Consider the following 13,118-nt stretch of genomic DNA (forward strand, 5'->3'; position numbering starts at 1 on the left):
CCAACATCGCCGTTAGTCGTCCGCAGGCCAACCAACGAATTGCAGCCACATCAACACGAAAGTTGTATTTGTACTGAACAATCCGTACTTTTTCATGTTAATTAGTAAATTTACCCCTTCAAACAAAATCATACGGAATAAGATGGCATCAATAACCTCTATATTGGACAACGATTTTTATAAATTCACGATGCAGCATGCGGTGGTCAAACTATTTCCCAAGGCAAAAGCCCGCTATCACTTCATCAACCGAGGTCACCATAAATTTCCGGAGGGATTTGACATCCTTTTACGGGAAGCCGTTCATGAAATGGCTGATCTGCGACTTACCAAAGCAGAAAAAGCTTTTTTTGCACGCAACTGTCCCTATATTGATCCTACTTATTTCGACTTTTTACAAGGCTATCGTTACGATCCAGAAGAGGTCAAAATTACGCAGGACGGCCCCGATCTAGAAGTCGTCATTGAAGGTTACTGGTACCGAACGATCTTATGGGAAGTGCCGCTGATGTCACTGATCTGCGAGCTTTTTTACGAATCCCAGGGGCTCGTGCGGGCGCGCGATGAGGATGTGATGGCCACGGCAAAAGAGAAAATTGAGAAATATAAAAAGCTGCGTATTACCATTGCCGATTTTGGTACCCGCAGACGGCATTCTTATGAGGTTCACGACCTTGTCGTGCGCACCTTAAAGCAGTATGGAGAGAAGACCTTTATCGGTACAAGTAACGTTCACCTCGCCATGAAGTATGAAACTAAACCGATCGGCACACATGCCCACGAATGGTTTATGTTTCATGCCGCAAAGTACGGCTACAAAATGGCCAACTTGCTGGGATTGGAGCACTGGTCCGATGTGTACAGGGGTGACCTTGGAATAGCACTGTCGGATACCTATACCACCGAAGTCTTTTTCCAGCAATTTGATAAAAAACTAGCCAAGCTATTCGACGGAGTACGTCATGACAGTGGCGACCCTTTGGAATTTACAGACAAAGTCGTTGCTCATTACAGAAAGAATGGTATTGATCCGTTATCCAAAACAATTATATTTTCTGACGGGCTAGATTATGACAAAGTTGAGCGGATCGCGAATTATTGCGAAGGGAAGATATTACACTCTTTTGGAGTCGGAACCAATTTCACAAATGACGTTGGTCTTAAGCCCATGAACATTGTCATCAAAATGACGGATGCACTTCCAGAAGATGAGCTCTGGACACCGGTGATTAAATTATCGGATGAACCGATGAAGCACACCGGAGATGAAGACTCCATTTATATCGCAAAAAAAGTTTTAATGATCGACGATGACAATGTATAGAGACGTATATGGTGAGGCACTGGATGACTATTTCGTACATCAGGAAGAAAAATTTCCCCTCGTCCTTCATACGAGCTACGGGGATCAAGACGAAATGCCTGTCGAGGTATTCTTTAGAGATGCAGTGGATTTCCCGGAGCTCGAATTCATCGGGCTATCGCTATGTGATGGCCAGGTGCTGGATGTCGGTGCCGGCGTAGGCAGTCATAGTCTTTATCTCCAGGAGAAAGGCTTTCGTGTTGACGCTCTGGAATTGAGCCAACCAGCCTGTCATATCATGCAGCAGCGAGGCGTCCAAAATATTATTTGCGCGGACTTCTATGAATTCAGTGGCCAAAAATATGATACTCTTCTATTTCTGATGAACGGCATTGGTATCGCCGGCGATATTGCGGGGTTCAAAAAGCTCCTTCAGCATAGTCAGACCCTATTGACCGACCGCGGGCAGCTTATTTTCGATTCCTCAGATATCAGTTATCTCTATAGGGACTTTAATATTAAAAAGCCCCATCATTATTTTGGAGAAATTCAATACCAATATGAATATAAAGGCAAAAAAGGCAATCCTTTTAAATGGCTGTATTTAGATCAGGACACGCTGATCAATATTTCCCATGAACTGGGCTGGGTCGTTCAAATCTTGTACGAAGATGAAAATGACCAATACCTGGCTCGTATGGAACCAAAAAAATAAGCCCTCAGCGGGCTTATTTTCAAAAGTACTACTTTTGGGTTCGGATGTAAATATCCCCCATGGATGTCTTTAAAATCACGTCCTGTCCGCCACCGTTCATTTTGCCTTTTACAGTATTCGATATCCGGAAGCTGTCCTTAGGCTCTTCAGCAGGCTTCTCAAATTGAAATTCATCTGCTGCATAGATATTTCCCATAGACGTTTTCACGTCGACATTAGCACTGAATTTTTTAGGGAAAGCCACATCCACTGCCCCCATGGCCGAGATAAGCGAAATCGGTCCTTTCACAGGCTGGACAAATTGGGCGACCACATCACCTTGCGCTACTTTTACACTGAGTGGCCCCGTAATATTGATGACTTTGACATCGCCCATGGTACTGGAGACCTCCACTTCAGCGCGGATGTCCTTTATTTCAATTCCACCACCATTAAAAAATCCACCACGGCCTCCTTTTACACTCACGGGCAGATCGAAAGGAACGCGGACATGTACCGAATCCTCCAAGGGCATACCAACCATGCTAATTTCGGTAACACCACCGTTGTTCTGGATATTCATACCCAATCCTGAATTGTCAGCCAGACCCGAACCATTAACCACACGCAAACCTTTGGCCCGCTCATTTGCTTCCCGCTCTTCCACCTTCGCCGTGATCAATACATCTTTACCATTATAGCCTTCAATCGCGACGTTATCGAATTTCAACAATAATTTATTTCCTAAACCGGGAACCTTGATCTCTTTCCAGACCTTTTTTGCGTCGCGGTCAAAAGAACCTCTTATTCCCCTCGGCGCTTTGGGCGGTTTTGGCGGAACCGCTTCTTCCATTTGCTCACTCACTTGGGCCTGCAATGCGTTCGCAAAAAGCAGTGCCATTCCCATAATCATTATTCTTATCTTTTTCATTGCTATAATTATTATTCTTTCCTATTTACTACAGTAAGATTCCCATCCTTCATATTCTTTGCGGCCCCAAAACTCTGGCATTTCATGTTAGCATCCTATTTTACTTCCTGCTACTGACTGAGCAGTACAGCATATGCTTGTTCCTTCACGAATTTCAGAGCCAAAGGATCCTCCACAATGGCATTTAACTTCTCCTTGGTACTTGATTTTATTTCCGGATCTGCCTCTGCAATCATCTGCATCAATTCGACCTGCATTGTCGGATCGTTTTGTGCTACGAAAAAGTCCTGCACCTTTTGTTGCCTCTCTTCTGGTGCTATGCTACCTAACAGGGTTTCTATGGCAGCCATACGGACATTACTACTGGCATCGGACACTGCCGTTTTCTCCAGCTCATGTACAGCATCTTCATTCAAGTGCTCCTGTTTCTGAAGTGCGAGTACTGCTCCAAGACGTGTACTCGCCGAACTGGAATCCTGAAGCATTTGCACATAGTCATCCTTATGTAGGTCCAGCACCTGCTCCTTATCTGCCTGCTGTCTTTTTCTCTTAGCCGCAAGCTGTACTTCCGTTCTGCTTGTCATGGTCTGCATCGACCAGCGCGGCTCTCTTTTCTCCGTCACTTCATCCACCTGCTGCCGCAAAGGCTTCGTCACGCCCTCCTTCTGCTTGATCTGAACTGTGCTCAGATCAGCTACCTGCGCTGTATCCGCTTTTTGTTGGCTAAAGATCAAGAAAGCCACAGCTCCTATCAATATGCTAGCTGCCGCAATGCTTGCCCATCGCCACAGAGGTCTAATTTTCTTTTTCTGTACCTCGGGTACGACCTGTGGTCTGATCTTATTCCATAGATCCGCAGATGGTTCCCTGCGGTCAAACGCATCCCGATTGGCATTCACAAAATCCTTCAAATTATCCCGCATAATTATACCTCTCCTTCAGTTGTTCATAAATTTTCTTTTTCGCACGATGATATTGGCTACGCACAGCCACCGCTGTCATTCCCAAGGTGTCGGCAACCTCATCGTGACTCATATCTTCAAAAAGATACAGGTTGACCACCATTTTTGGCACGCCTGTCAATTGATCGATCACGGCTTCGAGATCCGTCAGCTGACATTCCCGCCATTCTTTTTCCAGCAATTCATCTTCGCCTTCGTCCCGGATCTCCAGATCTTCTATCGGTGAAAAATACTGCTTATTCTTGCGCAATAAAGAAATCGCTTTATTGACGCCCATCCGGCGCAGCCAAGCTTCGACACTCAGCACGGCCTCCCATTTGTCTGGCCTTGAGAAAAACTCTACAAAAGTCTCCTGCAATACATCTTCGCTCTCTTCCTGATTAGACAAAACCCGATAGATCGAATTAAAAATCTTCTTCGCATAACGATGATAAAGCTGTGCAAAGCCCAACTCATTGCCCGATTGGCACATCGCTAATAAATCTTTATCGCTAAGTTGATCCTGCACGTTTTGCTAATTAATACTGTTATTTCCTATGTTCTATTCAATAGTCGGACAGCTGCTGAAAATGTTGCAATTTAATTTTAATTTTTTTTATATAATAAATAGGCTACCCGCGTCACTGCTTAACAAGCATTTCTGTTAAAAAAAAACACCCAGAATAACTCCCGGGTGCTTGCATAAACAAAATATTGTGCAGCGGTTTTATAGTTTCCTTGGCGATAATAATCACTTTATTTTTAGATAGGTTTCGATGATCAAGTGTTTAACGCCCAATTCTGGCAAATTCTCTTCACCTTTTTGAATCAGTGTGTCTCCTTTAAACTCGAGTTCGAAATCAAATGCATTATTTTCCCAATCGCGCAGGCTGCAATACTGCAGACGTTCCTGGTACTTTTTACCGTCGAATGAATAAGTCCCACCACCTGCCAAAAAGTGAGGCTCTTTGCCCTTCCCTTTTTCTTTGTCATGGTTGAAAAAGGAGAAATGGTCATCGTTGAACATTTTGAACATTTCGGTCTTGCTGCTATCTGTAAAAGCTGTTACGGTATCTTTTCCTTTGATGGTCATACTTTCGATCAGCTTATAGGTACCGTTCAGTGTGAGCTTCTTGGGCAATTCGCTTTCATTCATCTTTTTGTCTACTGGATCACAGGAAAAAGCAATAAAAGGCAGCGCTGCAATTAGTAAAATTTGAGTTTTTAGATTCATAATCTATTTCGTGGTTTATAGTGGCCAAACTACAAAAGTTTGGCCGCAAAAAAAAGCTTTCAATTATTCTTTGTCCCACCAGACACGGCCAGATAGCTTGTCACCTCCTATCACCGCCGCAGAAGCAGCTCTGTAATTTTCGCCATTGATTGCAGCTTCCGTGGATGGATAGGGAAAACGGCGGGGGATAGTACCCGAAGTCGCATTACCGGGATAATTTACGGGCACCAATTCGGGAATACCAGTCCGTCGCCAATTGCTCCACGTCTCATAAAAGTCCAGCATCGTAATGGTATGTGCCCAGTATTGCGTATTGATTTGTTTCAATGCTTCGGCTTCAACAAATGGATGATTTTTAAGATAGGAATCCGCTTCTGCTTCACTAATGGCAAGTGAACCGTCGTACTGGTCTAAAAATGTCATGCCAGCTTTTACACCTTTTTTGTAGTGGTCGGCGGCACTACCACCAATACCCCATCGTTGTGCAGCCTCTGCCAAAAGGAGCTCGGACTCGCCGAAAGTCAAGATAAAGGTGGCCCCCGTCCGTTTAATCATATTTGGATTGGGTGATGAGTAGTCTGCAAATGAGGTAAAGCTGGGGTCACTCGAAATATTATATTGAGGGTTTGCACTCAGGTCTTTTCCATTGGGCATACCCTTTTGTTTTTTAGGATCGCTAATATATCCAGCATTTTGATCTTTACTTTTTTCGGACAGATAAAGCTGTGTCACGGCTATTCGTGCCAAACGCGGATCATTTGTTGCCTTCAAATAATCTATAAACGTTTTAGACCATTTTACATAATAGTTTTCTTGCCCTCCATCGCCTAAAAGAACTTGACTATTTCTATTCTGGGTAACCCTTGAGCCCGAAACATCATGTAAAATAAAGGCATTGTCGGCGTTACTTACCATCGTTTTTCCCACTGCTTTCTGTGCATATTCCTTGGCTTTTTGTGCGTCCACCTTTACCAGACGCATGGCAGTCCTTAGCAACAATGAGTAACCGAACTTACGCCATTTCGCAATATCCCCTTTATAGATAATATCTCCGCTAACCTTATCGCCATCGTCCTTTAAGGAAGTTGTTGCCGATTCTATTTCCTTTAACAGATCATTATAAATATCCTGTTGTTTGTCATACTTCGGCTTATAAATCTTACTATAAAATCCAACACCCGCTTCGGAGTAAGGAACATCCCCATACAAATCAGTCAAACGAGCGAATATCAACGCTTTCCATATCCGGGCCACATGGTGTAAGTTCGCATACTTTGGTTTATCTTTCGTGAATTCAACAACATCAACAATATTTCTTACCTGTTCAATATACGCGCCTACCGTCCCATTACCCCAATAGGCAGCAGTATAAGCTTCATTCAACATATATTTGTCTCCCGCCCAATAACTCACTACAGTTGACAAACCTTGCATCATTGTGGCCGAGTAAATAAGATTTCCTCTCCAGGTATCGTAAGCAAAGTCAAAACTTCCGGTATAAAATAGTTGGGCAGAGCTAAAAGTATAATTTGGATCCCAATTGTCTTTGCTGTAAGAAATTGGATCAGTATTTATTTTTTCAAAATCTTTTGTACAGCTGCTTTGTCCAACGGCAGATGCGACGATGAACGCAACAAATAAAGGTTTAATATATCTTTTCATGATTTTTTTGCAATTAGAATTTAACACTCAAGTTCAGTCCATAAGTACGTACAGCTGGTACACCCCCAAGTTCAAGACCGGGGAAGGTTGCATTGTAACTTGATTCTGGATCAATATTATTTGTTTTTTTCATAATAATCCAGAGATTACGCGCAACTGCACTTACTGTAATCGCTTTAATTCGGTTATTAAATAAATTTGAGGGGAAAGTATAGCCCATAACCACCTGTCTCAATTTTACGAAGTCAGCATTATTTACAAATATTTTCGACACATTATTCGCTTTGTTCGTGTAGTAGGTTGCTGCTGTCCTTCCTAAAGTTTCCCTATCGGCTACCGTCTCTTGATGCAAGCCTGCTATATATCCATAATAATCTGTTCCAGAGAATAGCTTTCCTCCCCACTTTCCATCGATTAGGAATGAAAAATTGAAACGTTTATAATTAAATTCATTGTTCCATCCCGCAAACCATTTATTCATGGCCGATCCATAAGCTTTTAACTCACCTCGATCTGGCGAACCGTCCGATAATTTGACGATTTCACCATTACTGTCATATTTATAGTCGAATGCCATAATCTGAAAAGCAGGCATTCCTACCTTGTTCATCAGATAACCCACACCAGAACGGGAGGTCGCTACTGTCTGTTCGTCCATACCCTCGGCCAAAGAAAGTACTTTATTGTCGTTGTACGAACCGTTTAGTGAAGACACCCATTTGAAGTTTTCCGACTTAAGTATTGTTGCTGAAATAAGCGCTTCGAAGCCTTTATTTTGCATCTTACCTGCATTCAGCACCGCGCCTGTATAGCCACTTGACGATGGTGTGGTTATATACGAGATTTCATCTCTTGACTTTTTGTTATACCAGGTAAAATCTAGATTTAGGCGATCATTGAAAAGGCGAAGTTCCGTACCGATCTCCAGCTCGGTAGCTGTTGACGCTTTTAATGAGGAATTGGGTATGTTGTTATTGGAGATCGATCCTAATGGTTGTCCATTAAGGGTTTCACTCCTAAAATTATAAGTCAAAAGCGTTTGATAAGGATCTGTCGCCTGTCCTACCTGGGCAAAACCTGCTCTCAGTTTTCCATAGCTCAACCATGAGGGCTTAAGATACTCCGAAAAGATAAAAGAGCCGGACACGGCTGGATAAACCGAGTTTAACTTGTTGTCAAATCCCGGTGTAGCCAACGTAGAAAACCAGTCTGACCGTAAGCTACCGGTTAAATAAGCCACATCTTTGAATGCTAATTCCATTGTGCCGTAAGCAGACTGTGTTTCAGACTCACTTTCGAGATAGCTAACGGATTTATTCTTCGCATTTAAGATGTTATATACACCAAAAATTGCATAATCGGTACCTAGATTGGTTGTCTGCTTGATTTTAGTGTTGCGATAACTGGCACCAAGATTCGGAGTCAGTGTATAATCCCCCAATACAAAGGACTTTCCAATCAGGATATCGGCATTGACGTCAGCAAATTTCGTTTCCTGTTCGGCGATCTTCCCGTTTGGATAATATCCTGTTCCAGAAGGCACCACATTCTTATAATGATCAGAATAACTATCCCGTCCCACTCGTCCTTGGAAAAACAAGCCATTGTCCAATGTATATTTCGCCGTTACGGATCCGATAGAACGGTCACGGTCAGTGTTATTTATAAACTCATTTGCAGCAAACCAGGGGTTCGTTGCATATACGTTCCCAGCATTGTACAGAATCTCGTTTCCGTCTGCATCTTTCCAGGGCTTCAAATCCCGAACATTAATGCTTGTTGGTAGGAACATGACATTATAATTCGCATTTCCAGCACCATCCGAAACCATTGGTCTGTTTTTAACCTGTTCTAAAATCATGTTATAACGTGCGTCAACGGTAAGGCCTTTAAGGGGCTCAAACAGTCCAACAAGATTGAAAGATTGTCTGTTCAGTCCAGAATTGGGCACCACAGATCTATTATTTACATCTGTCGCCGACAAGCGAATTGAGCCTCCTTCAAAAGATTTATTAAGTGCAAGTGTATTGGTCCAGGTCGAACCCGTTCTATAAAACCTTTTTAAATTGCTTTTTTGGAGCGAATACGGTCTTTCCACGCCGTCAAACTGTATGACCGGCGTACCATCCAGTTTTGCTCCCCAGCTGGAACCACCGACTTGTGCAGCGCCGGCTTGCGAATTTGGTTTCTCACCGTTGGCACCTTGCCCATATACTGTTTGCCAGTTGGTATTGTCGATGATCTGCTCCGCTACCAGGTTGCTGTTAAAATCGATAGAATTACCCTTTCCAGACTTCGTTGTAATCAATATGACACCTGCCTTCGCCCTGGATCCATAAAGAGCAGAAGCTGCAGCTCCTTTGAGTACCGAAATACTTTCGATATCATCCGGATTGATATTTCCTATTGCATCGCCTAAGTCAGGTGCATTATCCCATTGGCTTCCTGAGTTTCCTTTAGGATTAGCATTTCCGATACCTACCGGTTTGCTTTCCATAGGAATACCATTTATAACGTATAATGGCTGATTGGTTTGATTTAAACTTGAAATACCCCGTATAGTAACATTCGAAGCTGCACCGGCACCGCCTGAGGTTGAACTGACATCCAGGCCCGCAACTTTTCCAACCAGTGAATTCATCACGTTATTTTCACGCGCCGTCGTCAAGGACTCGCCCGCCACCTGTGTTACCGAATAACCCAGAGACCGCTTTTCTTTCTTCTGCCCGAGTGCTGTCACCACGACCTCGTTGAGCATACGGTTGTCTTCCAGCAGTACTATTTTGATATCGTTGTCTTTGGCAACGGCAACCTCTTGTGAAGTATAGCCTGCAAAAGAAACAATAAGGGTACTTCCCGTAGATGCGTCAATATTAAACCGCCCGTTGATATCTGTCGCCCTACCTACTGCGGTACCCTTCACCCGGATGCTTGCGCCTGCCAGAGGGTTGCCTTTGTCGTCCGTCACTTGTCCGGTGACAGCAACCTGCTGCTGTTGGCTGATCACCACGAGACCTTCTTTCGATACCGAATAAACCAATCCACTTTTCTTGAAAAGTCTGGCCAGCACATCCAGCACCTTCCCGTTGGTCACATTGACCGATACTTCTTTATTTAAATTCTCATTGGTCGAGTTATAGACAAAGTAATAATCACTCTGGTCTTCGATCATCTTCAGTACCCTACTCAATTTTGCTTTTTGGACATCTAAAGAGACCTTTTGTTGAGAAAATACATTTGCTGAAACATTCATAACAGCACATGTAGTCATAATTAAGGCTAGTTTCATCCGGATAATGAATCTAAAACGCACAATATATCCATTGCGCATTTGCAATAAGCAATTTTTAATCATATTTTAGTGTTGGTTAAAATTAAAATTGAGCAGCACAGCCCAAATGTTGCTGCTTTTGGTTAATCATTTTTTCAATGAAGGATGGTGTTGGTCCACCATCCTTTTTACTTTTCTGAAATAGTTATTTTTCTCCCATATATTTCATAGTTAAATGGTTCAACTTTTTGTAATGCGGCAAGTACCTGTGTGATACTTTCCTTGTTAAAGGTTGCTGTAAAACGATAATGCTTCAAGCCCTCTCCTTGGAGCTGTATTTCGACATCGTACCAGCGTTCGAGTGTTCGGCGCAAAGATTCGAAATCCTGGTCCACGATTTCGAGCCTGTTTTCCTTCCATGCGATATCTGGTATTTCAACTCTATTTGATTGCACTACCGGAATATTCTCGATGGCAATCTCTTTAATCGGCAATTTATCTCCGGCTGACTTTGTTACTTTGTCCGCAGCTATGACTGCATCCCGATGTTTAAAAACGGTAATCTTTTGGTTCGGCTTGATGATAACTGAATTCTCCCGCGAGCCTTTACTTGTCATTTCAATAGCACCTTCCACCAAGAGAGCTTCTGCTGTAGGTTCGTCAGGATAACTTTTCACATTGAACGAAGTACCCAATACTTTGATATCGAAATCCGAAGCTTGCACCACGAACGGTTTTTTCCTGTCTTTCGTCACCTGAAAGTACCCTTCGCCTACCAATCTCACTACGCGCTCTGTCTGATTAAAATCGGCCGACAACTCCAGCCTGCTGGCTGAGTTTAAGGTGACCGTGCTGCCATCAGCCAGCTCAAAGTTCTTCTTTTCTCCTTTTTTGGTTTGATAAGTTCGTCCTACTGAAGTCATAGGCTGTACAGTAGTGTTTATCGTAGGCTGTGAATAATACCAAATGCCACCAACTGTCAGCGCGGTAATTACTGCCGCTACTGCTGCCCATTTGCGCCAATTCATCCCCAAAATGTGTAAAGGAGCGGCCGGCTTGGCTCGCAGATCGGTTTTCAGTCTCTCAAGTTGTTCATGTACAGACCTACGGTTTCCGACCAATATCTGGTATAAGCGCTTGGCTTTTTGGATCATCTCTGCCTGCTCAGGATGGTTTAAGCTATATTGCTGCCAATACAGGACACAGTTTTTGTCTTCTCCCGAACAATACTTCTGGAAAGTATCGTCAATCAAAAAATCTTCTAACTGTTTATAATCTCTTTGGCTCATGCTTTGCAGTATTTATCTTATAGTGCCCAAAATGCTTTCCTTTTCCTAAGAAAAAAACAAAATATTTTATAAAACACTGAAATACAGCAAATCTTATTTTACAGTAGATAAAAAAATGATGCTGAGACCATGGATTCGGCAGAAGCCGCCTGAGGTCGAATTTCGATCCGAATCGATTATAGGTCTTTTAGCTCTTCCCGCAGGATTTTGAGGGCGTCATATAAGGTATTGTAGGCGGTCTTAACGGACATTTGGGTCAGTTCGGCGATCTTTTCGTAAGAAAAACCTTCAAAAAATTTAAGATTGACCAACTGTTTTTGACGAAACGTCAACTTTTCCAGGGCCTCCTTCAGGCGTATCTGAATGATTTCATTGGTCTGCACTTTGATGACAAACTCCTCATAAGGCATCTCAATCCATTCATCTTCAGCCTTGACATTCTGAAGGGCAGTATTGATTTTATGCTGTTTCTCCAGAAGCCTCAACATACGGCGTTTAAGAAAGGTAATGAGGTAGGACTGCACATTGTCGACCCGCTCGAGCTGCGCTCTCTTTTCCCAGATCTTTACAAACACCTGGTCCGTCGCTTCGCTCGCCAGATCCGTATCTCCACAGGTCCGGATTCCGAAATTCACAAGTTCTTGATATAGGGCAGCATACAGATCAAAAAAGGCCGCCTCATCTCCTGTACGAATCCGTTCCCACAACAAGCGATACCCCAATTTATTTCTCATCATAAAGCCTATAATCCGTATTTTAGTGAATATACATCCTTGATTCCAAAAGTATAAACTTAATCCGTAAAAGGAAAAAGTTTTTATCTCCAAAAACAATAAGGCCATTTAAATTCAGAATTGTAATTTAGCTCTTTCTGTAATAACAGAAAAAGTTACGATGGAATCACCGTGGTCATGATCAATAAGAATAGACTGTACTGAAAGTCCTTTTGATAAGTGACATTCACGGATCCAGCACATAGATACAAGCTAATTAGATATTGATGAAAACTATTTTTGCGATCATAGGCAGTGCAAGCGCAAACTCCTCCAATCATCAGGTTGTCCACCACTTGCAGCAGCAGCTGCACCCCCAAGTTCAACTCACATTGTTTGACCGCCTCAAAGAGCTGCCTCCATTTGATCCAGAGGAAAGCCGGCTGCGACCGCCGATAGAAATTATTGCTTTACGCCAGGTCATTCAAGACGCTGACCTAATTTTAATCAGCAGTCCGGAATATATTTTCAGTGTGCCCAGCGGACTGAAAAACCTGCTCGAATGGTGTGCCGCTACGACCGTGTTCGCCGACAAAGCTGTAAGCATCATCACTGCATCAGCGCAGGGCGAGACTGCACATCTGGAGCTACAGCGCATTATGGAAGGACTCGGTGCCAAGCTTGATCCGCGAGGTAATCTCCTAATCCAGGGAGTTAAAGGAAAATTAGATGCAGCGGGGAATATTTGGGACGAGCAGCTCCATTTAAAACTTGATGATTTTGCAAATTTCCTATCTTTGCCTTATGCAAGAACAAGTCAATAATCCTTTACATGGAAAACGGCTAGATACCATCATCGAATATCTTGTCGATTATTACGGCTGGGATGAATTGGGACGCCGGATAAACATCCGGTGCTTCAATGAAAATCCCAGCGTGAAGTCCTCCTTGACTTTCCTGCGCAAGACACCTTGGGCTCGGGAAAAAGTCGAACGGCTTTATGTGAAAACCATTCAGAAACGATAAGCGCCCTTTGCCGAAGGGACAAAGAGCGCTTATATAAATGTTAAATGTTTAAAA

Annotated in this window: 12 protein-coding genes; 4 read left to right on the forward strand and 8 right to left on the reverse strand. The window is 43.1% G+C overall.

What is annotated here, in order from left to right; translation table 11 throughout:
* The first annotated feature begins 142 nt into the window (after positions 1-142).
* Together pncB and K7A41_RS02340 are read left to right on the forward strand one after the other, a co-directional pair.
* Positions 143-1,324 (forward strand): nicotinate phosphoribosyltransferase, encoded by a 1,182-nt coding sequence (gene pncB, locus K7A41_RS02335; RefSeq protein WP_265712435.1) that lies wholly within the window; start codon positions 143-145, stop codon positions 1,322-1,324.
* Positions 1,311-2,018, forward strand: coding sequence for a class I SAM-dependent methyltransferase (locus K7A41_RS02340; RefSeq protein WP_265712436.1), 708 nt, complete (start codon positions 1,311-1,313; stop codon positions 2,016-2,018). The genes pncB and K7A41_RS02340 overlap by 14 nt, the downstream gene beginning before the upstream one ends.
* Positions 2,019-2,046: 28 nt before the next feature.
* Here K7A41_RS02340 and K7A41_RS02345 read toward each other — a convergent pair whose 3' ends face one another.
* The 8 genes from K7A41_RS02345 to K7A41_RS02380 form a co-directional block, all read right to left on the reverse strand.
* Complete coding sequence (locus K7A41_RS02345) at positions 2,047-2,928, reverse strand: DUF4097 family beta strand repeat-containing protein (RefSeq protein ID WP_265712437.1); 882 nt, start codon at positions 2,926-2,928, stop codon at positions 2,047-2,049.
* A gap of 110 nt (positions 2,929-3,038) precedes the next feature.
* A complete protein-coding gene (locus tag K7A41_RS02350) occupies positions 3,039-3,851 on the reverse strand; it encodes a hypothetical protein (RefSeq protein ID WP_265712438.1) in 813 nt (270 codons plus the stop codon).
* A complete protein-coding gene (locus K7A41_RS02355) occupies positions 3,841-4,398 on the reverse strand; it encodes an RNA polymerase sigma factor (RefSeq protein WP_265712439.1) in 558 nt (185 codons plus the stop codon). Before K7A41_RS02355 ends, K7A41_RS02350 begins: the two co-directional genes overlap by 11 nt.
* Positions 4,399-4,620: 222 nt before the next feature.
* A complete protein-coding gene (locus tag K7A41_RS02360) occupies positions 4,621-5,103 on the reverse strand; it encodes a hypothetical protein (protein ID WP_265712440.1) in 483 nt (160 codons plus the stop codon).
* Between the two features lie 63 nt (positions 5,104-5,166).
* Positions 5,167-6,765: a SusD/RagB family nutrient-binding outer membrane lipoprotein gene (locus tag K7A41_RS02365; RefSeq protein WP_265712441.1), complete on the reverse strand. Its 1,599-nt coding sequence runs from the start codon at positions 6,763-6,765 to the stop codon at positions 5,167-5,169.
* Positions 6,766-6,778: 13 nt separating this feature from the next.
* Positions 6,779-10,018 (reverse strand): SusC/RagA family TonB-linked outer membrane protein, encoded by a 3,240-nt coding sequence (locus tag K7A41_RS02370; protein ID WP_265712442.1) that lies wholly within the window; start codon positions 10,016-10,018, stop codon positions 6,779-6,781.
* Positions 10,019-10,224: 206 nt separating this feature from the next.
* Positions 10,225-11,325: a FecR family protein gene (locus K7A41_RS02375; RefSeq protein WP_265712443.1), complete on the reverse strand. Its 1,101-nt coding sequence runs from the start codon at positions 11,323-11,325 to the stop codon at positions 10,225-10,227.
* A gap of 176 nt (positions 11,326-11,501) precedes the next feature.
* Positions 11,502-12,062: an RNA polymerase sigma factor gene (locus K7A41_RS02380; protein WP_265712444.1), complete on the reverse strand. Its 561-nt coding sequence runs from the start codon at positions 12,060-12,062 to the stop codon at positions 11,502-11,504.
* A 263-nt stretch (positions 12,063-12,325) separates the two neighbouring features.
* Here K7A41_RS02380 and K7A41_RS02385 point away from each other — a divergent pair, with 263 nt between their 5' ends.
* The gene (locus K7A41_RS02385) at positions 12,326-12,862 is read left to right on the forward strand and encodes an NADPH-dependent FMN reductase (protein WP_265712445.1); all 537 of its coding nucleotides are present in this window, start codon (positions 12,326-12,328) and stop codon (positions 12,860-12,862) included.
* Positions 12,843-13,064, forward strand: coding sequence for a VF530 family DNA-binding protein (locus K7A41_RS02390; protein WP_028069800.1), 222 nt, complete (start codon positions 12,843-12,845; stop codon positions 13,062-13,064). Before K7A41_RS02385 ends, K7A41_RS02390 begins: the two co-directional genes overlap by 20 nt.
* Positions 13,065-13,118: the final 54 nt, after the last annotated feature.

The organism is Sphingobacterium sp. InxBP1, from assembly GCF_026191775.1.
Lineage (GTDB): Bacteria > Bacteroidota > Bacteroidia > Sphingobacteriales > Sphingobacteriaceae > Sphingobacterium > Sphingobacterium thalpophilum.